The sequence below is a fragment of the Tardiphaga sp. P4_G1 genome (assembly GCF_056401215.1).
Map to the genome: position 1 here is coordinate 218,250 of NZ_JBFUJU010000002.1, position 24,946 is coordinate 243,195.

19 protein-coding genes and 2 pseudogenes are annotated in these 24,946 nt (G+C 56.5%); 5 read left to right on the top strand and 16 right to left on the bottom strand.

Annotation, left to right across the window (positions count from 1 at the left end):
* Positions 1 to 48 precede the first annotated feature (48 nt).
* Entirely contained in the window at positions 49 to 969 is a 921-nt protein-coding gene (locus AC1DUY_RS05140) for a LysR family transcriptional regulator (protein ID WP_478112750.1), read from the top strand.
* A gap of 65 nt (positions 970 to 1,034) precedes the next feature.
* Here AC1DUY_RS05140 and pdxR read toward each other — a convergent pair whose 3' ends face one another.
* From pdxR to AC1DUY_RS05155, 3 genes are all read right to left on the bottom strand, one after another.
* Positions 1,035 to 2,516: a MocR-like pyridoxine biosynthesis transcription factor PdxR gene (pdxR, locus tag AC1DUY_RS05145; protein ID WP_478112752.1), complete on the bottom strand. Its 1,482-nt coding sequence runs from the start codon at positions 2,514 to 2,516 to the stop codon at positions 1,035 to 1,037.
* Between the two features lie 500 nt (positions 2,517 to 3,016).
* Positions 3,017 to 3,796: a YggS family pyridoxal phosphate-dependent enzyme gene (locus tag AC1DUY_RS05150; protein ID WP_478112754.1), complete on the bottom strand. Its 780-nt coding sequence runs from the start codon at positions 3,794 to 3,796 to the stop codon at positions 3,017 to 3,019.
* Positions 3,797 to 3,918: 122 nt separating this feature from the next.
* A complete protein-coding gene (locus AC1DUY_RS05155; protein WP_478112756.1) occupies positions 3,919 to 4,518 on the bottom strand; it encodes an AraC family transcriptional regulator in 600 nt (199 codons plus the stop codon).
* A 297-nt stretch (positions 4,519 to 4,815) separates the two neighbouring features.
* On the opposite strand from AC1DUY_RS05155, the pseudogene AC1DUY_RS05160 reads away from it, so the two are divergent.
* Positions 4,816 to 5,930, top strand: a pseudogene (locus AC1DUY_RS05160) (YbfB/YjiJ family MFS transporter); the annotation flags it as partial.
* Between the two features lie 384 nt (positions 5,931 to 6,314).
* Here the strand turns inward: AC1DUY_RS05160 and AC1DUY_RS05165 are convergent.
* A complete protein-coding gene (locus AC1DUY_RS05165) occupies positions 6,315 to 6,704 on the bottom strand; it encodes a RidA family protein (protein ID WP_478112758.1) in 390 nt (129 codons plus the stop codon).
* Positions 6,705 to 7,021: 317 nt separating this feature from the next.
* Positions 7,022 to 7,255: a hypothetical protein gene (locus AC1DUY_RS05170; protein WP_478112760.1), complete on the bottom strand. Its 234-nt coding sequence runs from the start codon at positions 7,253 to 7,255 to the stop codon at positions 7,022 to 7,024.
* On the opposite strand from AC1DUY_RS05170, the gene AC1DUY_RS05175 reads away from it, so the two are divergent.
* Complete coding sequence (locus tag AC1DUY_RS05175; protein ID WP_478112762.1) at positions 7,198 to 7,755, top strand: nuclear transport factor 2 family protein; 558 nt, start codon at positions 7,198 to 7,200, stop codon at positions 7,753 to 7,755. The two genes, AC1DUY_RS05170 and AC1DUY_RS05175, sit on opposite strands and share 58 nt — an antisense overlap.
* Before the next feature lie 480 nt (positions 7,756 to 8,235).
* Positions 8,236 to 8,676, top strand: a complete 441-nt coding sequence (locus AC1DUY_RS05180; protein ID WP_478112764.1) for a nuclear transport factor 2 family protein — start codon at positions 8,236 to 8,238, stop codon at positions 8,674 to 8,676.
* Between the two features lie 227 nt (positions 8,677 to 8,903).
* Here the strand turns inward: AC1DUY_RS05180 and AC1DUY_RS05185 are convergent, their stop codons facing one another.
* Both AC1DUY_RS05185 and AC1DUY_RS05190 read right to left on the bottom strand, forming a co-directional pair.
* Positions 8,904 to 10,007: a Bug family tripartite tricarboxylate transporter substrate binding protein gene (locus tag AC1DUY_RS05185; protein WP_478112766.1), complete on the bottom strand. Its 1,104-nt coding sequence runs from the start codon at positions 10,005 to 10,007 to the stop codon at positions 8,904 to 8,906.
* Between the two features lie 296 nt (positions 10,008 to 10,303).
* Positions 10,304 to 11,655, bottom strand: a protein-coding gene (locus tag AC1DUY_RS05190) for an IS3 family transposase (RefSeq protein ID WP_478112767.1) whose coding sequence is annotated in 2 segments (ribosomal slippage) — positions 10,304 to 11,310 and positions 11,310 to 11,655 — 1,353 coding nt in all. Because the reading frame shifts where the segments join, the coding sequence is not laid out codon by codon here.
* Positions 11,656 to 11,858: 203 nt separating this feature from the next.
* On the opposite strand from AC1DUY_RS05190, the gene AC1DUY_RS05195 reads away from it, so the two are divergent.
* On the top strand, positions 11,859 to 11,990 hold the full coding sequence (locus AC1DUY_RS05195) for a hypothetical protein (protein ID WP_478112769.1): 132 nt from the start codon (positions 11,859 to 11,861) through the stop codon (positions 11,988 to 11,990).
* A 101-nt stretch (positions 11,991 to 12,091) separates the two neighbouring features.
* Here the strand turns inward: AC1DUY_RS05195 and AC1DUY_RS05200 are convergent, their stop codons facing one another.
* The 9 genes and pseudogenes from AC1DUY_RS05200 to AC1DUY_RS05240 all read right to left on the bottom strand — a co-directional run bounded on the left by AC1DUY_RS05200 (position 12,092) and on the right by AC1DUY_RS05240 (position 24,930).
* Positions 12,092 to 12,184 carry a hypothetical protein gene (locus AC1DUY_RS05200; protein WP_478112771.1) on the bottom strand — a complete coding sequence of 31 codons (93 nt, stop codon included), beginning with the start codon at positions 12,182 to 12,184 and terminating at the stop codon, positions 12,092 to 12,094.
* 588 nt (positions 12,185 to 12,772) lie between these two features.
* The gene (locus AC1DUY_RS05205; RefSeq protein ID WP_478112773.1) at positions 12,773 to 13,678 is read right to left on the bottom strand and encodes a LysR family transcriptional regulator; all 906 of its coding nucleotides are present in this window, start codon (positions 13,676 to 13,678) and stop codon (positions 12,773 to 12,775) included.
* Between the two features lie 70 nt (positions 13,679 to 13,748).
* Positions 13,749 to 14,684: a hydroxymethylglutaryl-CoA lyase gene (locus tag AC1DUY_RS05210; protein WP_478112775.1), complete on the bottom strand. Its 936-nt coding sequence runs from the start codon at positions 14,682 to 14,684 to the stop codon at positions 13,749 to 13,751.
* Entirely contained in the window at positions 14,684 to 15,934 is a 1,251-nt protein-coding gene (locus AC1DUY_RS05215; protein WP_478112777.1) for a CaiB/BaiF CoA transferase family protein, read from the bottom strand. Before AC1DUY_RS05215 ends, AC1DUY_RS05210 begins: the two co-directional genes overlap by 1 nt.
* 76 nt (positions 15,935 to 16,010) lie before the next feature.
* On the bottom strand, positions 16,011 to 16,973 hold the full coding sequence (locus AC1DUY_RS05220; protein ID WP_478112779.1) for a Bug family tripartite tricarboxylate transporter substrate binding protein: 963 nt from the start codon (positions 16,971 to 16,973) through the stop codon (positions 16,011 to 16,013).
* 288 nt (positions 16,974 to 17,261) lie between these two features.
* Positions 17,262 to 17,567 (bottom strand): annotated as a pseudogene (locus AC1DUY_RS05225) (integrase core domain-containing protein); the annotation flags it as partial.
* 573 nt (positions 17,568 to 18,140) lie between these two features.
* Complete coding sequence (locus AC1DUY_RS05230; protein ID WP_478112781.1) at positions 18,141 to 22,985, bottom strand: NACHT domain-containing protein; 4,845 nt, start codon at positions 22,983 to 22,985, stop codon at positions 18,141 to 18,143.
* A gap of 272 nt (positions 22,986 to 23,257) precedes the next feature.
* On the bottom strand, positions 23,258 to 24,280 hold the full coding sequence (locus AC1DUY_RS05235; RefSeq protein WP_478112783.1) for a hypothetical protein: 1,023 nt from the start codon (positions 24,278 to 24,280) through the stop codon (positions 23,258 to 23,260).
* Positions 24,277 to 24,930 (bottom strand): hypothetical protein, encoded by a 654-nt coding sequence (locus AC1DUY_RS05240; RefSeq protein WP_478112785.1) that lies wholly within the window; start codon positions 24,928 to 24,930, stop codon positions 24,277 to 24,279. The genes AC1DUY_RS05235 and AC1DUY_RS05240 overlap by 4 nt, the downstream gene beginning before the upstream one ends.
* Between the last annotated feature and the right edge of the window lie 16 nt (positions 24,931 to 24,946).

Here is a 24,946-nt window from a genome sequence, read left to right on the forward strand (position 1 = left end):
AGATGACACGATGGATTCGGTCGCTCAACGCTGATAGATGAGAAAGCATTGCGCAAATTTGCAGAGAAAAACGTGGATTGGGACGACCTGAAGATCTTCTTGCAGCTGTCGCGCACTCGGCAAATGACGGCTGCCGCAAAAGCGCTCGGCATGGACGACTCAACCGTCAGTCGGCGGATTGCGCGGCTGGAGGCCGAACTGGGGTTGCCGCTGGTACTGCGTGCCGGCCGCCGTACAGTTATCACCCAGAAAGGCCGAGAGCTCGCCGAGGCGGCGAACGAAATGGAATCGATTATCCTTCGCAAGATCGCTGGCGCTGCTGACATTTCCGCAGAGCTGGCTGGCGTTGTTCGGATCGGAGCGCCCGAGGGGCTCGGCATCGCCTATCTTGCCGAATGTCTGGCCCGGCTCGCCGCAGAGCGTCCCGGGATAGAGATAGAACTTGTGGCTTTACCTCGTAGCTATTCTCTTGCCGCCCGCGAGGTCGATATCGCAATCACACTGGACCGACCGAAATCGGGCCAACTGACGTCACAGAAGCTCACCGACTACAAGCTTGGGCTCTACGGCAGCAGCCCTTATTTCGAGGCCCATAATCGGCCTAACGACTTGTCCGACCTGCAGTCTCATATTTTTACAGGCTATATTCCGGAGCTTCTGTTCACTCAGGAACTTGATTTCATCAAGATTGCACCAGGCGTTCAGATCAAGCCGGTGATGCGGAGCACGAGCGTAGCGGCGCAGGCCAACATGGTGGCCTGCGGTGCGGCTTTGGGCATCCTTCCGTTATTTGTCGCAAAGCGCGACAGGCGCCTGCAACGCATCATGACGGACGCGATCTTTTTCGAACGCGCGTATTGGCTATCAGTTCATGACGATCTCAAGGGCCGACCACTGATTAAGTTTGCGATGGACGTGCTTCGTACAAATGTGCGCAGAGATCGGGAGCTGTTCCTCAAATCGGACTAGTAACGTAGCCGCGTCTCTCAGACGCCGTGCTTCACGACGGCAGCGTATGCAAACGCACCATCGCGTCAGCCACGCCGGCTATGCAATAGCGCTCCAAGGCGAACGGCTTCGAACTCCAGTTGGGCGATCGAGAAACCGCCGAAGCCCAGCATCAAGCCGGAGCGCTTCTGACGCGCAGAAAACATCGGCGATATGGCGCGGACTACAATTCCCTGATTCAAGCATTCCGCTGAGAACGACACGTCATCGATCTCGTCTGGCAGCCATAGTACCAAATGCATACCTTGGTCGCTAGGCTGGAGCGTAACCCATTGAGGAAAATGGTCACGAATTGCTTCGATCAGCGCCGAGCGTCGCTGCGCATACACGCCGCGAATACGCCGAATATGCGCTTCGAGGTGGCCCTCATTGATAAACGCCGCCAAAACGTGTTGGTCGGCGGTCGGCGAGTGCCTGTCAATGAGCGCGCGTGCGCCGGCGAACGCTTCGATCAGTGGTTCGGGAACGATGGCATAACCGAGCCGCATGGACGAGAACATGATCTTACTCATGGTGCCAAGATAAATAACGCGATTGGGATCAAGGCCCTGCAGCGACGGGAAAGGATGACCGGAGTAACGCAGTTCGCTATCGTAATCGTCCTCCACGATCCAGGCGCCGTGGTCCTGCGCCCAACGCAGCAGCGCCACTCGCCGCGACATGCTCATCGGCATACCGATCGGATATTGGTGCGACGGAGTCACAAAAGCGACGCGGGCATGGGGGCATTCCGCCACGCCCTGTTCCACCGCGATTCCGTTGGTATCGACGGGGACCTGATGGACGTTTAGGTCGAAAGCGCTCAGCAGCGTCGATATGCCGGGATAAGCGGGATCTTCAATCCAAACGGAATCACCCGCACTTGAGAGAACCGTTGCAGATAGAAAAAGTCCTTGCTGTGTGCCACCCGTGATGATCACCTGCTCGGGATCGCATCTTACCGCGCGAGCCTTCCGAACGTAGTCTGATATAGCCAAACGCAGTGACCGCAGGCCCCGCGGATCGATATATCCGGTCGGAGCTGCGGCACGCGTCGCACGGATGCGATTACCGAGGCGCCGCCAGGTTTCGTCCGGCGCCACCGCCCCCGCTGGATGCGCGATCGCAAACGGTATGCCGAGCTGCGGCTCCAGCGTGCGCGCAATGGCGGCGAATGCCGCTGCCTTGGCAGGGAGGGCCGAATTTTTCCCGGCTGAGACCGAGATCACGCCAGGATCCGGCATAACCGTCTCATCCTGCAACGCACGGGCTACCGCCGTGCCGGCGCGCGGCAGTGACTCGAGGTACCCTTCAGCCTTGAGCTGCTCAAAAGCCTCGATGATGGTCCCACGAGCCAAGCCCAGCGACAGCCCGAGCGTGCGCGTGGAAGGCAGTCGCTCGCCTGGCTTCAGGTCCCCGCGCGAAATAGCATCACGAAGACCGCGCGCCAATTGCTGGCCAACGCGTCCAGACGATCGGTCCAGCGACCCCAGAGACGGAATGACGATGGTGCTGCGAATACGTGGCATTTGGCTTAGTTATATGCCACGATCCTTAGAAATCCTCTAGACCAGAATGCGATTTGGTCCGAAGCAAAGGGGCAATTCAGGGTCGTTTCCGCTAGGGTATTCAGTCACGACGTCCAAGGACTGTATTTGAGCCGGAAGCGGCCTGACTCGTTGGCCCAGGCCCGTGCTGATAGCATCGTGGGGTGTGATGCCGCAGGGTCTTGAGCCGCCTTGCGAAGTTATCGTCCGTCGAGGAAGGTGGCCAGATGATCTTCGAATTGGCGCTGGTCCTCCAGACGAGCGAAAGGGACCTTCGCGGTCCGGTCCACCGCCGCAAAAAGGCAGAGCTTGCCTCCTCGGTTCGGACCTCACCGATATCGATGTGGAACTAGCCGATCAGGTAACGCTTGAATGTCAGCGACTTGCCGGCATTCGTAGGGCTGCATCGCCAGCATTTCATTTTGCAGTGAAGGACGTAACAGAACTCGCCGAGCGTACCGAACTGCGGCCCCGCGGCGTCACTAGGACAGCCCGCTGCTGCGGAGAGGAAGCCCAGGCCAATAGTGTCCATCCTTTGTCGGCCGAGCCCCGAATATCGCCTGACCGACTCTTATGATGTCAGCACCTTCCTCGATTGCTATCTCGAAGTCGCTTGTCATTCCCATTGAGAGGAGGTCAAGTCGCACCGATGTTCTATCGCCGAGTGAATCGCGAAGTCGCCGCAGCAACTTGAAGCATTCGCGAACCTTGTCAGTCTCTCCGCTCAGGACGGCAAGAGTCATCAGCCCGCGTGGGATAAGGGCTGGATAGTCGGAGAGCCGACGAGCGAAATCCTCTACCTCGTTAGGCTTCAAACCATATTTGCTCGCCTCACCGGAGGTATTGACCTGGACGAACACGTCTAGACGCCGGCCGGCGGTGCCGAGACTTGCCTGGAGCGCTTCGGCCAGCCTCAAACTATCCAGCGCATGAAACTCGCTGGCGAACTTTACCATCGATTTCACTTTATTTGTCTGGAGGTGACCGATGATACTCCAATTCAACGGCAGCTCGGCCAAATCGCGAACCTTACCCTCCGCCTCTTGGACCTTGTTCTCGCCGAATTCGGAAAGGCCCAGTTCGGAAGCGATACGGACAACCGCGGCGGGTACGGTTTTGCTAACGGGCAAAAGGCGAACATCCGAACGTCTGCGGGCAGCACGCATGCAAGCCTGATCTATGCGCTGCTCAAGCTTATCAAGATTGGTGCGTATTAGCGAGCGCGGGTCGTCTGTGAATCGCGCGCTATCTATCTCCAACATAAATTTTCCCGTTCTTGCTCGAGAGCAGCTGCGTGTTCGTCCTTCTGGAGTACCGCGCTGGCTGTGATCGAATGGCAAGCTTGCCGGCTACTGACAATCGCTACGATGTATACGCAAGGACTTCATCGTGAAATCCATGCCCTCGGGCTGCACCCCATTTCTTGACGAAACATGAAGGTGAATGCCGAAGTTGAGGCATAGCCAAGATCAAGCGCCACAGCAGTCACGCTACGCCCAGCACCGAGCCACTCCATTGCCAGAAATAAGCGCAAGCGATGGCGCCAGTCTCGCAAACTGCTTCCAACTTCCTTCTCGAATCGACGAGCAAGAGTTCGCGGTGAGGCACCAAGCTCTCTGCCCCAGTCCTCCATGTCACGAGGATCTGCCGGATTGGTATGGAGCGTTTCGCAGACTTTCCGCAACATAGGGGTTCGAGGCCATGGGAGATGAAAGTTCTGTGGTTGCAGGCGGCGCAACTGCTCAACAATCAGTCCGTTGACTCGGTCAACGTACACCTGAGCCTCGTCTCGCTGATCGATTTCCTCCAACTCGGCGATGAGAGCACGCAAAAGAGACGAAACCTTGAACACGGTACAGGTCTTCGGCATGGCCAAACGACGGTTATCCTCCACATATAGGTTCCGGAAATCAGCTCCGTGAAGTGTACCCACGGTGTGTTGCATCTCTGTCGGCACCCAAATCGCCTGCTCGGGAGTGATCACGTACCACGACTCCTGAACCGCCACGACTAACGTTCCGGCTTGGCATAGACAAACTGATTCCAAGGGTGCGCGTGCGAAGGAAAGCACTGTCGGGGGGCCAAGCTTTCGGCGCGCAGGTAAATCGGTGCGGGCAGCGAGTCAAACTCAGGCACTGCAATCGTGATCCAGTCATCTCGCAAAGGCACGCTTTCACCTCACTTTGTCGTTTCATCGATATACTTAGTCCATACGTCGAAAGACAGTGAATGTGCCCGGGCCATAGCATGTTGCTCATCCCTCAACACTTGAGCGCTTCACATGCCCCTCCACACCACACTTCCACGCTTTAGCTGTTCTGGCTCTAATCGTCAGCGGGTTATCTTCGCCGGCATATCTGCCCTAATTCTGACTGTCGGGCTCGCACGGTTCGCATACACCCCCATGCTGCCGATCATGCGTAACGATGCAGGCCTATCTAGTTTAGCGGGGGGATGGTTAGCGACGCTGAACTACCTTGGCTATATCTTCGGCGTGCTCACAGCGGCCACGATTGGTAGCTTGAGGCAGAAATTCTACATGTATCGATGTGGGCTCATAGTTGCGGTTCTCAGCACTGCCGGGATGGGGCTAGCTCAAGACATGTTTCTCTGGGCCGTCCTGCGCTTTATATCTGGTTTCTCAAGCACTGCCGGCCTTCTTCTCGCGTCCGGACTCGTCCTCAATTGGCTCATCCGGCACGACCACAAACCCGAACTCGGTCTGCACTTTGCCGGAATTGGGCTTGGTATCATCGTTTCAGGCTGGGCCGTCGCCGCAATGGCGGGGAGCTTGTCTTGGAAGGCTCAATGGATGAGCCTTGGGCTGCTAGGCGTGGCGTTCTTCTTGCCCGCTTGGTTCTGGCTTCCAGCACCAGAAGGGCTTCCTCCTCAAACCGTCAAGGCCGCTCCTCAGCCACCATCGCGATGTTGGATGAACCTGCTGGTTGCTGCCTACTTCTGCGGAGGGGTTGGTTACGTCATCAGCGCAACGTTCACCGTTGCCATGCTAGAGCAGCTCCCGCTGCTCACAGGCAAAGGAATGTGGGTGTGGGTGATGGTGGGCTTGGCAGCAACACCTTCCTGTTTCCTCTGGGATCGCCTCGCGAATGCGGTTGGTCGCAGACACTCTCCATTGCATGGCCGACAATGAGCAACAATGCTTCGGTCAACATACTCAGTGCAATCCTCTATGGCGCCACGTTCGTGGGCGTAGTGAGCCTAACCTTGTCAATCATTGGAAGGCACTTTCCCGAGAATCCAGCCAAGGCAATGGCCCGTTTAACGCTCAGCTATAGCGCCGCCCAAATTGTTGCACCGGCCATAGCTGGTTATATCGCGACCTCAACAGGCAGCTTTCAAGGAGCGATGATCTTAGCTGCACTCGTAATGGCAATCGGAGTCGTTTTACTTTTTGCGCTCCAACGCGAAGAAACGAGAAAAGCCCGCGAAGTCGCAGTGAATGGACATCGTCTCAGCATGCTCCATAGTGCTAAGTCCTCAACTCTGACCTCGAAAACGCATGTTACGAAATGCAGCTTAATCAGGTGATTCTGTCCGAGCGCGGGACGAGCAGACCAGACGCATTAATGTCCGCATCCGAGCCGGGGCTGCGCTGCGCGGCTAGTTGCTGGAGCTGAGCCTTCGTTCGCTGTGTCGCCACTCGGATGGCATGCGTGTCATGCGATTACCGTGGAGTATCTGTCTCACAGCTTCTCCCGGAGCGAGGGATCAGCTTGACTGATCCCCCACACCGCGCGGACCTAGACACCTAGGTGCTACTCACACGAACGCAGTTACTTCCAACTCGACCTTCGCCTCCACATCGACCAGACCTGCGACGTAAACGAGCGTGGATGGCGGAAAGTTGCGGCCGAAATTCTGTTTCCAGGCCTCACCGATGCCAGCGCCGGAAGCTCCATACTCGTCACGACTGGTCAACAGCCACGTCAGCTTGACCATATGTTCGGGGCCTGCGCCTGCTTCGGTCAGCAATGTGCAGATCTTCCGCATGGCATTGCTGGTTTGCTCGGCGAGAGACGGGGGATAACTGCCATCCTCGTTCTGGCCCGTCTGCCCGGCGAGAACGATCCAGCGGCCGGGCCCATCGAGAGCGACACCGTTCACATAACCGCGCGGCTTTTTCCAGTTCTCTGGTTGAAGAATTTTCATAAGTTTCTCTCCTTAAGTTTTTTGTTTCGTCACGTGCGGTTCATATCACGATAGTCACCTTACGAGACCTAAGCTAGGACCGATAATTAGGTCCGCTGAACCAAATGGATTGGCCCTGTTTGCTATAAGGTCAAAGCGACGGGCAAGCATAGGATCTTCATCTCGCATCGTAAGCATCAGTCCCTCGACTCGACATTTCGGAGCGCATCGGGCCGCGTGTTTTGAAAGCGGCACACGAGGGGCGGATCGAGCGGGCTTTGAACGCCGCCTTAACCACAATACGGTCGCGCTTCAATCCCGGCTGCCGCCGGACCAACTCACAACAGGTCCAGAATCCACACTCCACAGTGATCCACATGGCGATGGTATCTGCACATGCAAACGGCATGGTTTGTCAAAAATTTCCGCAAATCCGTGCAACAGCCAGCATATGGGGCAGTGGCTGTTGAAATATCTGCATGGACAACGCTCGGCTTAGGACGGCAAGCTGCGAATGATCGGCTTCGAAATGTCGCAGCACGTTGCAATCTGGTCCAGCGCGAAACCCGCAATCTGGCTCTCGCCGGAGTCTCGAAAACCGCCTCAGCTTGCCTTGTCGTTAATAACGGAAGGGAAACTTCTAATGTCGACTGCAACTCTCGAACGAGACCTCACAGTTGAAGACGTTGTCGCGCGCCTAGCTAAGAGCAAGGAGCGCTTCGAGGCCGGCGACGTCGACGCCATCATCAGCAAGTATGCTGACGACATCGTCGTCCGTTTCGCGGAATTGCCAGAGATGACGGGCAAGGGGCAGGTCGAGAAGTTTCTTCGTGCGCGCTTCGCATCTCAAGGCGACTACAAAGTCGACAAGAGCTTCCTGCTGGTTTCCGGCCAGAATTACGCCAACAGCTTCGTAGGAACCTGGACTGATAATGCCACAGGCAAACGATATGAAGCGCGTGGTGTTGAAGCCCTACAGCTAGAAAACGGTTTACTGAAAGTCTGGGACTGCTCCTACAATTACTGGGAAGCTGGCAAGGCCAAGGAAAGCAGCTATTTCGGCAAGTACTGATCCGGTCCAAGCAACGGGACGGCCGTGCGCCTTCCCGCTCCTTTGGAAGAATACGAGACAAGCATGCTTATGTCGCTCTGGATTAGGTTCAAAGGCCGACTATCGGGCCATTATGCCAATCTGCCGAGATTGCTCACACCTCATACGTTCTGGATGTGAAGCCGACCATCACGCTGACTTTGCCCCGGCGCGGTCGCATGCACCGTGTAGTTATCTTCTGAGTCCGGAAGCGTTAAGATCACGTGCTTCACCAAACGTATAGATGCACTTTCGGCCTGATTTCGGCCGTGTAATCAAACCCGTCGAGCCGCGATCGAACGACTAGGTTCCTCCCACTGCCCATCGCGCTTTTTCCGGAAGTGCGATGGGATTTTTTATGCTGCGCATTCTGGATCATCGACATCCGTTCAAACTGGGTCTACTCGCGTAACCGGCATGAGGCGATGTTGCGCTCCTATCACCCATCGACAAGGAGCGACAATGAATATTGCCCTGGAACAGCCTGTCGAAGAAGAGCCCATCGCTTGGGAAGCAGCCGAGGCGGCAAGCCGCGCGTCCGAGGAGAAGTTCGAGAAGGGCGATGTCGACGGCCTAGTTGCAAAATATGACGACGAGGTCATCGTCCGCTTCGCAACACTGCCGGAGATCCGAGGACGGGAACAGGCGCGGGCCTGGCTGAAAAAGCGGCTGTTGAGACAGAAGAATTACAAGCTGAAGAAGACGGTGCTGGCCATCGACGGGCAGAAAGTGACCCGTAGCTGGACCGCCGACTGGATTGACTCGGTCACCGGCAAAAAGATGGAAGGCCGGGGCCTCGAACTCCTCGAATATCGCCACGGGAAACTGGTGCTTTGGGATGCTTGCTTCCACGTGTGGGAGGACGGCAAGCGGGCCGAAAGTGAATACTTCGATCCAGCTTAACGCAATGGGTTGGTATGGGTGACGGTACAAGGTGTCGATCACCTTCCCGTCCGGTCAGCAGGCGCCGGCACGCGTCATGCCTTCATCTGACGAGGCAATACTCTCGTCAGATGAAAGGCTGCTCGATCATCGTGTTCCTGATCAGCTCGCGCCCTGCAAACCTCAATCGCTGGTCGACGCCTTTCGCCTAATAAACGGCGGACGGTACGACATGCCTAGCGGAGAACTTAATCTAGTCGAATGCCAGTCTTCGCGGCTATCCCTTGCCACTTCTCCAATTCACTGGCCTGGAATGCTCCCATTTCCTCGGGCGTGCCACCGCCCCCCGCATATTCAGCAAAATCTTTCACTCGCGCATATTCAGGAATCACTTGGATCGCGTTAATTTCAGCGTTTAGGCGCTTGACGATCTCGCTCGGCGTTCCTTTTGGAGCATATATCGCATACCACGTATCAGCCTCAAGATTCGTTATTCCCAACTCCGAGAGCGTCGGGACGTCAGCATTGAATTTGCCGCGCTCCTTCGAGGTAACGGCAAGAGGAACGAGATCACCACTGCTAACTAATCCACGCGACGTTCCGGTATTTTCGACGGTGAAGTCTAGGCGCCCTCCCATCAGATCGTTCAGCATCGTTCCTGCATTAGCGTATAGAATTGTTTCTGCCTGGATTCCGGCAGCAGACTTCAGCACCTCGATCCAAACGCGGGCAAACGTGTTGGCGGCGCCGAAATTGACCTTGCCGGGTCGAGACTTGGCATATTTCACGAGATCTTCGATGCTGCGAACGCCGGAGGCTGGCGTCGCGAGAACCACCATTGCCCCCTTCCCTACCATCGACACCGGCGTCAAATCGCCTTGAGGATCAAAATTGAGATTTCGATAGAGGCTCTTGTTTGCTGCAAGGCCCGCTACTGAAGCGAATGCGATCGTGTATCCGTCCGGTTTGGAACGAGCGACATACGCATGACCGATATTCGTGCCGGCACCCGGCTTGTTCTCGACGATTACCGGCTGCCCTAGCTTTTCGCTTAAGTTTCTGCTGAGCGCTCTCGCGACAACGTCTGCTCCCGTGCCTGCCGCATACGGCACAACCATTGTTAGTTGTCGTGTAGGATAAGGTTGCGCCAACGCGATCGCGGGCATAAGACAAATGGCGAACCCGATAATGAGTATTTTTAACCGGTTCATATCAACACCCCAATTGACCGTTTCAATTATCCAACGGAGCGGCAGCGCGCGTAGTGTATGCATCGCCTGCGCCCTTAGCCCTGGTGCCCGTATTTTCTCGAACCTGCACAAATATTTCGCATGTGTTCTGGTCACTGGCATCCACTGACTCCAACACCGGCAGATGCAGCGGCTAAGTACCAGTTTGGCAAAATATCGTTGTGCCAGAATCGAAGTGTCGTCAGAACGCGTTGAGTAGGAGCTTTGACTTGACCGATGCATTCGCCTCCATATCCGCGCCCAAGGGACACCGCCGGACAATCGCCGTTGCTCAGTTCCGCTTCCGAATCACGGCCAAGGCTATAATCCCTGCTGATGCCGTTTTGTCCGTCATCAGATAATTTGAGACTGATCAGGCATTTCGAGAAGGGAGGCTCTGGCTCATCAGGGGGTAGAGTTTAAGCGGCCTGCAGTCGGTGCTGCAAGCGGCGGTTTGCGATGGTGGCGCGTTTGATGCGCTGACGTTCTGCGAGGATTGTCTCCGCTCTGCCGAAGTAGACGTCGGCCGGTGTGACGTTTTCGATGCTCTCATGATAGCGGACGTGATTGTAATGTTCGACGAAGGCGCCGATCTGTCGTTCGATATCTCCGGGTAGATAATAGTTGTCGAGCAGAATGTGGTTCTTCAGGGTCTGGTACCAGCGCTCGATCTTTCCCTGGGTCTGCGGGTGATACGGTGCCCCGCGCACATGCTCCATGCCCTTGTCTTCAAGCCATGTGGCCAGATCGCCTGCCACGTCACTCGACCCATTGTCGCTGAGAAGCATCGGCCGCTGCGTGACAGCAATGTCGTCAAGGCCGGAGGCCGCCAGCGCCTGGTCGAGCGTCGCCGTGACGTCGGAAGCGCACATGGTGGGACCAGGCCGCCAGGCCACGATGCAGCGCGAGAAATCGTCAAGGACGGTCGACAGATAGTACCAGCCCCAGCCGGTGATCTTGAGGTAGGTGAAGTCGGTCTGCCAAAGCTGATTAATGGCGGTGGTCTTGTCCTTGAACTCGTTCGCCGCCTTGATCACCACATAGGCAGGACTGGTGATAAGGTCGTATGCCTTCAGCAGCCGATAGACTGAAGCCTCGGAGACAAAGTACTTCCTCTCATCGGTGAAGCGCACCGCCAACTCGCGCGGCGATAGCCCCGGAAGTTCCAGCGCCACACCGATGATCTGGCCTCGCACATCGTCCGGGATGCGATTCCAGACGCGATCCGGTCGAGACCGATGGTCGGCCAACGCCTCAATACCGCCCTCGCGGTAACGGTCGTACCAGCGATAGAACGTGGCGCGCGGGATGCCGAGCCTGTCCAGCGTGCGCTTGGCGGGCAGGTGTGACCGCTCTACCAATTCGATGATCTCGGCCTTCTCGGACGCAGGATATCTCATGCCTCGTCCTCCCCATCCCCGTTCAAACTTTTTTTGAGCAGGCGATTTTCCAGGGTGAGATCCGCAACCACTTCCTTCAGAGCTGAGCTTTCACGACGTAGGTCCTTGACCTCGCCGGAGGTGGCGGCGCGGGCCGTGTCGCCCGCCAACCGGCGCTTGCCAGCCTCAAGGAACTCCTTCGACCAGCCGTAATACATCGAGGCGGCGATGCCCTCGCGGCGGCAAAGCTCGGAGATGTTCTCCTCTCCACGCAATCCATCCAGCACGATGCGGATTTTCTCTTCCGCCGAATACTGGCGGCGCGTCTGGCGCCGGATGTCCTTCAGCACTTGTTCTGCCGGTGCTTTGCCCGGCCCGGATGTATGTTTCATCTTCGTTCCTTACGGCTACGATGAACCAGAAATCCTCCCTACGTGAAGTCCCTCATTTCGTCTCAGGGGTGCTGACGGGCAACAAGTCTTGAAGATGACCGCAATCTTCCACTCCGGCCGGATCTTGTCCTGGTCGACGGACCTATCGATATTGAACGCCCCGTTCCCACGCGCCCAATCGTCGGCGGCGATCCAGTCTATCCGTGGCGGCAGCATCCATTATCGCGAAAGTCGTTTGTGACCGCTTTATGGACAACAGCAGCCGAGTCCACCCGGGTTACAGCTTCCAGCAGCACAAGGGATATGGGACCAAGCACCATCTCCACCGAATCTAGGAAATTGGCACCTCTCCAATCCACCGATATCGATATGCTAGAAATTAATGCTCAGAACCCTGGACTCACACCCGGCGGGCGACGTTGCGACGAGCGCTTGTTTAGTTTCGTACCATCGCGGCAGGATCAAAACCAATGATTCGGCCCAACTCGATAAGCTCCACGACATCAATCCGCCGCTGACCAGATTCCATGTGCGTTACCCACGACTGATAAACGCCAAGCTTTTCTGCAAGATCAATCTGGCGGCCAGCGTCTTACCTTGCATCTACCAGCATGCTGGCAAGCTTCTTTTGAATCGGCGAGGTGATCGTTTTCCACATCCGGCCTCCAGAAAGGGGCGAGATACTTGGTCTAGTGAACATGGGGCATCGCGTCGAACACAATCAAATGAGTATCAACGCCCGCGTCTAACAATGCGCGATGGAAGTTGCACGTTCCGCTGAAAACAGTCGCGTGTCCACGACATGCCGGTGCACGAGCGAACGCGGCAACCCTACGGCAACCTTCACGGCGGAGGGCGGCGCAGACTTAGCGATGCCGTCGTGTCGCCAATTTATGGAGATCGTCCCACCATGCAGCCGTTCCCCATCGCAGCGGTCGCAGGGATCTTGTCGAGGATGAATGCCGAACGGTCATTTGCGTCTCCATGCAGGTGTGAGACGCGTTGTGGCTCAGTTTCCATTTCGGGCGGTAGCCCAGCTCTGCGAAATTCTTGTCCGATCCTGCCGCGCGGCGCCGTCTCCTGGCACCATTCACCACTCGTCCAAGTCCCACCGTACTTAAGCTTTGGCATCCAATCGCGGTGCAAGGCACATAACCAGATCGCGCGCAGCCGCAGTCAGGGCGTCCTCCGCTCGATAGCCGATCATCAACGAGCGGGTCGCCCACGGCTCGCTGAATGGCACGGAAATGATCGACAGATCGCCGCCGAGATAAGGCTCAACCGCCCCTTGCGGAAGCACGGAAACGCCGAGGCCGGCCGCCACGAGGCCGCGCACAGAATCGAAGTCCAGCACCTCGATCTTCACACGCAAGGGCACGCCGATGACCGCAGCTTCTGCAGCGAGCCGAGTGCTCAGCGTGCTTTTCACACTCAGAGAAACGATGGGATGTTCGCTCAGGTCGCGCAGGGACACGGAGGCCCTGCCTTCGAACGCGTGTCCACGCGGCGCGACCACCACAAGAGTATCCCGGCGATAGACGCGTTCGCACAGGCTGGTCGGGCCGATATGGTTCGAGTAGATTCCTATGTCGGCCTCTCCCATCGAGACCGCTTCCACGATCGCCCCGGAAACGTCCACCTTCAACTCCAAACCGACGTCCGGGAAGCGTTGAGCGTACATCGCCAGATCCTCGGGAAGAAACTGTGCGAGCGCCGACCAGTTCGCCCAAATGCGCACATGCCCACGGGCGCCGCGGGCATACTCGCCGATCTCGGTTTCGACGTCTTGTAGGATGCTCTCGACGCGTTTGACGTGGTTGTAGAGCGCCTCTCCCGCTGGCGTCGGTATAACACCGTTGTGCAGCCTGTTCAGCAGAGCAGTACCCATCCTCAATTCGAGGTCGGAGATGCGCTTCGAAGCGGCCGAGGTGGCAAGGTTCTTTTCTCGAGCGGCGCCGGCAATGTTGCGTTGTTCCACCACTTCTGCGAACAGGAGAAGAGATGTCAGGTCATGTGAGATCATGGCAATGCACCGATTGGAGCCCTACCGGCGGTTGAGGGACGGCTCGCTGGCGCAGCCATCTCCATCGGATTTACGCGGCGGCCCGCCTGGCCGGAGCGAGGGCGCGCTCGCGCGGGACCCGGGTGAGATGGCCGCCGGACGACGATGGGTCCAGTTTGGAGACGTACGCCGCGGCGTCAAGCATGCTGGCTAGATCTATCTGCGTCGTAATGCCCATATTCTCGAACGTGAAGACGAGATCCTCCGTCGCCGTGTTTCCGGAAGCGCCCGGTGCGAAGGGACATCCCCCTAACCCGCCAGCCGACGCATCGAATATCCGAACGCCAGCCTGATAGGCATACAGGGCATTGGCCACGCCGAGCCCGAACGTGTCGTGCCCGTGAAAAGCGACCGCTTGCTGTTTTGCCGCGATGCGGGGCACAAGGAGTGAGAACAGGCTGGTCATCTGGGCCGGGTTCGCTCTGCCCGTCGTGTCGCAGATACCGTACTCGATCTGACTGCGGAACGGCGAGATCGTCTCCACAAGTTCGAGGACGCGGTTCGGCGAGATCGTGCCTTCGAACGGGCAATCGAAACAAGTTGCAAGATTGACCCGAAGGAATGCGCCTTCGACATGCTTCAAACGGTCAATGACGGCCTGGAGCTCCATCATGGATTCGGGCACTGAGCGGGCTACGTTGGATTCGTTGTGGCTTTCGGAGACAGAAAGCACGAAGACGATCTCGTTCAACCCTTCGGCGAGTGCCAGCTCAGCCCCTTTTGCGTTCGGCACCAAAACGGAGGGCCGATAGGATAGATTATCCGACCTTGTGGCGGACCAGACATTGCGGATGTCGGCCATTTGCGGGATCGCCTTCGGGCTGACGAACGCGCCGATTTCGATGCGACCCAGACCCGTCTTGCTCAATCGCCAAATCGCTTCCACCTTGTCCGAGGTAGGAATGACCGTTCGCACCGGTTGAAACCCGTCACGCGGAGACACCTCGCATATCGTCACGCCATCCATCATACTACTCCGCTCTGCTTGAGGCCGGATATGCGATCCGGTGAGAATCCGAGCAGGTGTTCGAGAACCTCGTTCGTGTGCGCGCCCACTTCCGGGCCAGGCCAGCGGATCGCGGCCGTCCTGTCAAATCCGGAAACGACGGGAACTACCCCGGGATGCAGGACCTCTCCGAAGTTCGGGTCATTTATCGGGACGACCATCTGGCGGGCGCGATATTGTTCGTCCGCACAGATTTCCGCAGCCGTGTAGATTTTCGAGGACGGTATCTCGGCCTCGTCGAGCTTTCTTGCGAGATCGTCACTGTCCACGGTCTTCGTCCAGTCGGCAATCAATGCGTCCAGATCACTTGCATTGGCCACCCTCTCTACATTGGTCTGGAACGTCGGTGCATTGGCAAGCTCGGGGCGCCCGATCAAAGCCGACAGCTTCGTCCATAGCGGATTGGAGTTCGCTGCGATCAACATCCACGTGCCATCCTTCGTCGGGTAGGCGTTCGATGGAGCCGTCGTCGGCAATGTCGATCCGGACGGCTGACGCACCTTTCCAAGCAATCCATATTCCGGAACGCATCCTTCCAGAAGGCTGAGAACTGCTTCGGTGAGCGATACATCGACAATGCGAAATTTCGGCGCGTCGCTGTGGTCTTGCTCATGGACCGCTGCGAGCGCAGCCATTGCCGCGTATATGCCTGCCAGACTGTCGCCGATGCTGACACCTGCCCTCACCGGCGGCAGATCGTGCGTGCCGGGCGCCTGATCAGTGAGATGGCGCAGGCCCCCGATGGCCTCTCCTATCACGCCGAAACATGGCTTGCGCGAGAGCGGACCTGTCTGACCGTATCCGGAAATGCGAACGAGAACCGCGGTTGGGTTCACCCCTTCGATTTCACCGGGACCAATCCCCCAGCGTTCGATCTGGCCCGGCTTATAATTTTCGACGATGACCCGCGACTGTTTGGCTAAGTCAAGAACGATGGCACGCCCTTCCGGCGTCTTAACATTGACTGTCACACTCTTTTTGTTGCGACCGTGAACCGACCACCAGACCGATTTACCATCCACCATCTCGCCCCACGTACGGACGGGATCGCCGCCGTCGATCGGCTCGACCTTGATGACGGTCGCGCCCTGATCCGCAAGGAGCCGTGTCGCGAACGGTCCCGCAATATAGCAGCCGAGTTCAAGGACCATCATGCCCGCAAGCGGCCCCGTGGCCGTTTCTGCATTTATTTTGTTTTCGCCCTGAGGCATGCTTGGTTTCTCCACAAATTGCCGTCGTGAGGAGCGCACCGGTGATGCGTGAGCATTATCCGAAGCCCTCGCTCGATCAGTTCAGCTTGATCCCGGTCTGTTTGATCATTTCCGACCAGTATTTGAGCTGCTCGCCCGTAAAGGCCCGCAACTCTTCCGGCCCCTTGAATTCGACATCGGCACCGTTGTCTGAAGCCTTGCGAATGAAGTCGGGCGACTTCACGACTTCCGCGACTTCCTTCGCCAATTTCTCGATGATCGCCTTTGGCGTCTTTGCGGGCGCATAGAGTGCGAACCAGGAATCAACTTCGAACTCCTTCAATCCGGCTTCCGCCGTCGTTGGCACGTTCGGCATCGACGGATGCCGCGTTGCCCTCGTGATCGCCAACACCTTGACCTGTTTATCAGCCAGCAAGCCTACGACCGCCGGTGGAGTCGTGATGAAAACGTCGATCTGACCGCCAACGAGATCGTTCATCGCCGGTCCCGATCCCTTGTACGGGACGTGGACCATCTTGATGCCAGTGAGATTTGAAAGTTGCTCGCTGCCGATGTGTTGGATGGAGCCCAGTCCGGAAGATGCGTACGTCACTTTGCCCGGGTTCGCCTTCGCATATGCAATGAATTCCTGCAGCGTGTTGGCGGGAAATTCCTTCCGCACTGCAATAACCTGCGGCGCGCGCAGCGCCATCGCAATGGGCTCGAAACTCGTTACCGGATCCCAGTCCAGCTTTGGAAACAGGGCCGGATTAGCGACTTGATAGCCGGAATAAGCGCTTAGCAGCGTGTAGCCGTCCGGCTTCGCACGAGCCACGCCGCCAGTGCCGATATTGCCGCTGGCTCCGCCCTTGTTTTCGATGATGAAAGTCTTACCGAGCCGTTGCCGCAGACCTTCAGCCAGCAGGCGGCCGGTCAAGTCCGTCGTTCCACCCGGCGCTGCAGGGACCACGATCGTCACCGCCCTGCTCGGATATTGGTCAGCTCTTACGGCACCTGTTGTAGCAATCATGACTACGGCCGCGACGAGTACGGATTTCATACGGTCCTCCCTGGAATTCCACCGGCTTAGCCAAATGGTCTGTTTTCACGGGAAGGTGAAGTGATGCCGCTGAGAGCTAAAGCCGTGTTTCGCGATGGCAGACATCGCGGAACACGATAAGAACGCAAGACTTGATTGGTTTCTCCGTTGCGGATGATCGGATTTCTCGTTCCTAAAGTGTAACGAGCGCTCGCAGCGACCGTTTTAAGCGTCAGTGTCCGTCATCAGATAATTTGAGACTGATCAGGCATTTCGAGAAGGGAGGCTCTGGCTCATCAGGGGTAGAGTTTAAGCGGCCTGCAGTCGGTGCTGCAAGCGGCGGTTTGCGATGGTGGCGCGTTTGATGCGCTGACGTTCTGCGAGGATTGTCTCCGCTCTGCCGAAGTAGACGTCGGCCGGTGTGACGTTTTCGATGCTCTCATGATAGCGGACGTGATTGTAATGTTCGACGAAGGCGCCGATCTGTCGTTCGAGATCTCCGGGTAGATAATAGTTGTCGAGCAGAATGCGGTTCTTCAGGGTCTGGTGCCAGCGCTCGATCTTTCCCTGGGTCTGCGGGTGATACGGTGCCCCGCGCACATGCTCCCTGCCCTTGTCTTCACAAGCTTCGCCGAAAAGCTCACTGCATCACGAGTACACGTAGCTGTCGTACGACCAGCCACACTGCCACCAATTAGAGGCACCTAAGGGCGCCAACAGGCTAAAGCCCCACCTTCCAGTCCCTTTCGTTTCGACGACTGCAGTTTGGCGTTGGCACAGGGTTGATCTCACTCATTGGAAATGGCGAAATCACCGAGCTACCTGATCGCCGAGAACTGTATAGGAAATGTAACTTTCTTATACAGTCACCGGACTGGATAGGTTTTTCATCTTTCTTATACAGTTGGCCGCTGCATCGATTGCCAGATCTTCCAGAGTGGCCAAAAGCCGTGCTTTGCCACGGGCGACCTGATCCGCGATAAGGTGGCTGCCTAGCGCAAGATGAGTATGTGGTTGGGCGGCTTCCCGCTCAACCTATGAATGGGATTCCGCGCCCGCGGCACCGCGCCAGTCTGACGTTCCTCCGCGCCCGGCCATGCCGAGGCCGCCATCTTCAGGCGAGAGCGCGCGTGTATTTATACGAAGGCTATTTGTAAGGGTCACAATTACTTTTGGCTTGTCAGATATCTATTTTCGTCTTCCGCGAGGTTCAACTTTGGTCGCGCTCTTTCTTGCCTGTACTTTTCCAGGCACCCTTTTTAGGTTCGAGGATTCTTTTGCTTTCTTGGCGACTTTCTTTTTAACGACCGTCTTACCAGCCGCAGCCAATGTCGGTCTCTTAGTCGCCTTTTTTGGTGACACTTTCGACTTGGTGGCCGATCCTGCCCTCGGCTTCGCATTAGGATTTCTCACGGGCTTCTTTGTCACCGATGGCTTTCTCCTAGGCCGCGGCGGCTCTACACCGTCTTCTTCAAAGTATTTTTCCAGTTGTTCCGGTGTCGGCCTCTGACGCTCTTCGAAATCGCGGCGTTCAAAGCGACCCTCGTTCAGCCAATATATCGACGTAAACGACCGTGACCCGCCAAAGCCCGGGTGGTGTTTGTCGCCACCGGTTATGTCTTTTTCACCCGAGATGATCCAAACGGCTTCTAGATTAGCAGATGATAGGTAAGCGAGAAACGCATCGCGGTCGATCAAGCCCGCGCCTGGACCGGGCTCCCGCGTCGATGGATCGAAGAATATGGTATTTCTATTATCATCGGCGTAATCGAGCGAGCGCCCATTTGACAGATGAAGCTTCATGCCGTTGAGAAGTCCCGGCGCTGGCAGGTTGAAGCGAAACGTCTCCTCAATCGAATAGTCGTGCCCACCTCGTTCAGCGAGATAATCCGTCACGGTCGGCTGGATTTTGAAGGAGGTTTCCTTGAATTTGGAGGCCGAAAGCCAAGGGTCCATTTGTTTAAAGATCGGGTGCCAGGGGTACTCACCTATGTAACCCTCCGATGGCTTATCAAGCTCGGGCATGTCGTGCTGGCCTCGGAATATCTTATCCGAGAGCGCACTAACTAGCTTTTCCCGGTCGGGCGACCGAACAAGAACACAACGAAGATGAAACCATACTTGGCGATCGAGGGTACGTTCTCCGTTTCGAAGACCCCATTGATTCCAATTTTCGAATTCGTCGATGACAAGCCACGTTCGCTTAGTCTTAGGTTCCGTGACTGTTATTAGATGCTCCCCATTGACTATATCGTCTGGGCTCTCAAGCCACGCAAGCCGTCCGTATGGCGACATTTCCTTCAGGGAAACCTGGACGGGCATCCACCATGTCCGATCACTTTGACGTTTTTCATCTTGCGGCCGCGCGGCCAGTAGCGAAGGATCGATATCTCGGCGATTGACTTCCCAAGGACCATTGAACGCGGTCAATCGTGCAGGATAGGACGATTCCCTATAGGCAACATTATCTGCCAAGCGAGCTAGAAGCTCGTGGAATGCCATCCATTGATACTTTTTGCCGATCCGCTCGATCCGATGATTGTGCCGATCACCGCCACGGCTTGAGTTTCGCTCGAAATCGGCGAACCGTTCTTGCGTCCAGCCAAAGTCATGCGCTCGCTTGCAGATCCAGCGTCGCCCTACATGGGAGTCAAACGATGGCGGCCACTGATAATGTCGTCGAGCCCACTGGAGACCGTCGCGCACGTGATGACGGGCCTGATCACAGTATTGGGTCCACCCTGTAACACCAAGTGATGCACGCAATTTTTCTTCGGCCTCGTCGACTGCCTTCTCATGTGAATTTCGCCGATCCTCATCAACGGGATCGCCAGGCTTAACGAACTTAATTGCGATTTCCATAGGACTGCGCGGATCTTGCTCCGCGCGCCAGAGATCACATGCCGCTATCACATCGTTCAATAGCTTAAATGATTTTGGATCCTCTGCCGTAAGCGCGGCAACCCAATCATCATATATGCTCCGCTCAGTTCTGCCTATCCATGCAATTGGAAGAGTACTGAAGCTGCGAATAGGGTAATCTGATATATAGCGCGCAAAATCGCCGTCATTGACAGCCGATCCGACGATATCATCTCTAATCCGATGTCCGCCCGGGTAATCCTGCTTGTAGCTTTCGATGGTGGATTCTGGAACATCTTCGATTGGCCATTCGCTCCGATACGGCGGTCGTGCCCGTCCAATATCGATGGTCAAAGGCAGTACGCCTCGCATCTGCGCCAGTTCAATTATCCCACGCGCATAATCGCGAATTAAAACGTGTACAATCGCTTCGTCGCGATCAAACACACACGTAAAGGCACTCTGAGCTAGCGCAGCAAGACCGCCAACATCCATTCCTTGTAACGCAGCACCATATGCCGACGCCATAAGTCGATCGATAACGTAAAGATCGTCAATATCCCTGAAGCGGTCAATTGTCTGTGCCGCAATTTTGAGCCGCGTCGAGAGAAGCGTCGCGAGCGATTTGGTGGCACGATCCCGAATGAACCGGTTACTTGTTGTGAAACACCAAGTGAGGATGATGGCAGTAAGCTCAGCCCTCGCGTCATCAATTGCTTCGAAACCGTTGTGACCGGTCCACGAGATGAGCGTCTCGATTGGATCGTCCTCATCCTCTTCAAAGGCGATGTATGTTGACCATTCCTTATCTCGGTCCGGCATAGGTCGCTTGCGTAGAATGTCATGAAGGTAATTTGCGTTGAACGCATTGTGCGGTTCGGTCGCTATGGCAATCAGCGTTCGGAGCTGCTCGTCACGGCCTGACATCCGTGAGGCATCCTTAAGAAGTTCAAGAGTACGTTTGGTGAATGCCTTTTGCTCGCGCCACAATACACTGCCAAGAAACGCCTCAGTAACCAAATGCACGTAGCGGGCATTTCTCGCGATCGCGTCCGGTAATTCAAGGCCGCATCGTTCAGGAAGCTGAACGGCCATAGCCTCGATCACGCCAGCATGCTTATAGGCGTCTTCGCCGGTGAGATAGGCATGAAGCGGCGTCTCATCTTTAAACGAGCTCGTGGGCGAGATATCATTCAAATGCTGATCAAGAAGTTGCCGCGCAATGCGATAATCGCTGTAGCGTTCGAACGAGAATCGCACGATCTGATCAATCCCACCATCTTCAGCCGCGACAGGTTCGTCCGCAAGAACGCCCTCATTGATTAATTGAGCAAGCAAGCTGGTTTCAAAGCGGCCTTCGGACGAAAGAATGGGTTCGAGTACTTGCGCGGCCTTTTGATACTCTAGATATCCCCGTTCGCCCTTATCGAAAGCCGCCGCCAGGGCTTCAAGAGCACGAGTGACGATTTTCATTTTATGATCAAGCCCGAGGCGGTGCTCGACCGACTTTGCAACAGCTTTCGTGTAGAAGTGGAAAATCTCGGTAACGCCCCGAAGACCTCGGGGAAGTTCTGTGAGGCCCTCCTTTTGTAAATAATCACAACACGTCTTTAGAAACAGCGGATTCTCGAATTCGGGTACGAGGTTGGGCGCCGCCATACGCACGATGCCACGTCGATCGAGATACAGCCTGGCAGCCTCTGCGGCCCGACCTGAAAACCCGATATGCCGGAGCTGGGGCACGTTCTTAGCCGCGTCATTCAGTAGAATATAAGGCAGATAGGTCGAGCGGCAGGACAATGCCACCGCCACACGAGGGAACGGTTCGATCACCTTTAAAAAAGCCAAGAGCCGTTCGGACCAAATGGCGATACCGTGACGCTCATTAATCGCATCAATGAAAATGACTGCACGAGTTCCGGCCGCTTCGGCTGCCGCATCCATAGCTCCAAGGAACATCTCGGGAGATACCGTGAGGCCCAGCAGCTTCACAATCTGGCTCCATAAGTCGTCCTCTATCAGCGCGCCGCCCAGGACGAGTACGGCAGGACGTCCTTGCGAGACTTGATGATCGACCGCATCACCGAACAAGTGTGACTTGCCGATGCCGGCCGGACCAGTCACGAGTACGCGTCGCTCGTTGATGATACGCCAGCGGTCTCCGCCGAGAGCCGAGAGAATGGTGTCAATCGCCGCGTCGAGTTTGTTTAAGCTGTGAGACAGGTATCGGACTTTGTCCTGTTCTTTTGTATCGGTACTCTTGAAGTTCCAGGCGGCCCGCATTATTCGCGCGGCTGCTGTAAGCGCCTCGTTCGCTCCATCGATCAAACTCTGGATCGGGAAGTGATAATCTGGATCAGCAGGTATCGCCGAGAGGAGCGAACTCAATGACGCGGTCGTCTTCTCTAGATCCGCGGTTTCGACGGCGAGTGCGCTGATAGATTGGAGCGATCGGAGATCTCGTATCGCGCTGTGCCGCGTCGTTTCAAGTTCTTGGCCCCAGCGGTCGACCTCATCAAGAACAGAAGGGTCGCGACAGAAGCCAAGGATCGCATGCCGGATGGGCAGTTCAACATTCGTGTCAGGCGTGTAGCGCTGTCCGAGACTCGCGCGCGCCCGCTCGAACCGTTCTGCGAACCATCGCGTCGTGAGAAATGTGTCGTCGAACCAGAAGACTGAGCGTCCCGAATAAAGCGGATTGTCCCGGCCCAGCCGCTCGACGATGGCGCTCTTGCTCCACAGCTCAATTGAAATCCTGCGCTTGTTACCGGCAGCCTTCGTTTTCCACTTATTGACCCAAGCTTCCCAGCGGGCCAACTGGCTCATTGCTTTGCCCGAACGCTGGTCGAACAGATCGAATGGTATACAGACGATATAGCGCTTCAGACGCGGATGCTTCGCAAGAGCCTGTTCGATTGATTCGTCAAGCTGGCCAACTTGCCCCGAGCCGAATTCAAAAAAGAACTTGGCTTGCCATCCCGTTTCGTCGCGGTTGCGATGCCGAATAAAACATTCCACCCCGGCGTCGGCACCAACACCTTTGCGAAAGAAAACATCGCCGTCACTGCGCGGCTCTAACGCTGCGAGTTGCGAGCACAATTCTTCAAATGCATGGTTTTGCGACCCCCCAAAGACCCTAATGCGCTGAAGATCAATTCTATCGGGCGTCACGTTCAACCCTTCAAAGATTTCGCGTTGAGGCGATCGACAGACCGAAATGACGCTATTAGGCGCGCTTAAGGTCGCGATGCAGTGGAATCGGCTACCTATACACAACCTAAGCTGCCAACCTTGCAAGGGAACACCATGTCAGAATTGACGTACATCATGCTCGCCGCATCGCAGCGAACTTGGAATCAAGGCGTCGCTAGGTAAAAGCTGACCGTCGGGCGAGCATCTGGCCATGGCCCCTAATCGGGCCAAAACGCTCCACTAAGTCGGAATCAAGCGCCCAAATCACCATCTTGGATATCCTTCGGTTCAAATTCTGCGAGCGCCTCAAGCGGATTGATCGGATCGCCCCAGACGGCCCTCCGCTGGTCGGGCCGCATCGCCCAGAACGTTTCAAGCCCCTCTCGGTTGGCGAAATGCAGCCATAGATGTTCGTTCAGGACGATCCGCTGCTGGACCGTGCGCGCGACGTACTCGATGATCGCTTCCTTTCGCACCAGTTCAAGCCGCTTCGTCCGCTCGAACGGCTCCAGCAACCTGTCTTCATGCAAATGCTCGACAGCACTGCGATCCGCGTAGATTTCGCCCATCACGTCGGCATGACCCGCTCCAATAAACAACTCGGTCCTGCTCATGAAATCGCTGGCACCCTTACCTGGTCGCGACAGGATGAGACCGTCAACGCACCGCGCATATTGATGCAAACGGTGGAGCATCTGACGTTCGGGGCGAGTGGAGACATAGAGTTGCAGAACTCGAAACAGACGCCAAAAGCTGTTGCTCTTCGCAGCCTCGCCAATCTTGCCGAGCTGCATGGCAACTTCAGCAGCCTGCCTCAGGTCTGCTTGCGAGACCTCGGGATAGAAGCGGAAAACGCACTCAGCGGGCGTTTCCAGATCCTGCGCCTGACGGACGCCGACTTCATTGTCCTCGCGCGACCCCGTCAAGATCACAGGCTTGTGTGCGGTAGCGAACCGGCTTGTCAGTAACAACCCGCGATAAAAACCCCAGACCCGTGCCTGAAGCTCCTGATTTTCGTCGTCGAGCACACCGGGGTGCTTTGATTGAAGCTTGGTGAGAATGAAGAGATCGCAATCCTCGACTTCCTCTGCGCGGATACTTCCCAGCCATTCGCGCCAGTGCGACGGCATCTTGAACGAGGATTGCGTCAGAACCGCAAGCTCGGGCGAAATTTGTTCGGCGGAAAACCCCGTCGGGTCGCTTTTGATGTTGAGGCCCAACAGCGCGTATTTCTCGCCGTCGCTTAGCCATGAGACGGTCGCTCGATCGGTCATGCGTACGTCCCCGGCTGGCGGAAGACCGCGACTGCACCATGCCGGTTTGTGATCGGATTCGGCAGTAACGCGGTCAACTTAGCATGGCCCCGTTCGTACAGGGCTCTGACGATCGGATGGCGCGCCCCATAGTCGAGCAACTCGTCGGCATTCGGCGTGGATGTGAATTCCCTCTCGAACAGTGCGACCGGGTAGCGGCCCGCCCATACCGTAAGCTTTGAAAGCGCCTGTACGACCGGTGTCTCCTGTGTGTGAAGGACAAAGCCCGCGAGCTCTGCCAATTTTGTCAGGTCGTGCGCTTTCAGCTTGCGGTTTAGTTTACCTTTGGAGATCAGCGAGCGGTCCTTTGCAATCCAGATTCCCTTGAACAGATTTTCAAGGGCGTACCCATAGAGAAGCTGCGCCGCAGGGTAATTTGGAGCGCGCGCCTCGATATCAGCGACGCCTGCATGTCTTCCTTCGCTATACGCTATCGCCGCTGCTTCCTTCGTGGCGGCGTCATAGGCCCGCAGGAAATCGACTTCCAAAGCCTGTTCGTGGGTCAGGATCGCCTCTGCACCATCGCGCAGTCGCTCGGCACTAAGCAGCCAGTTTGCCGGGCTTTGCGCCGCCTTGAACGTATCTTCGCTGAACTGTTTGAGATCGGTCATGTGTCAGCCAAGTGGT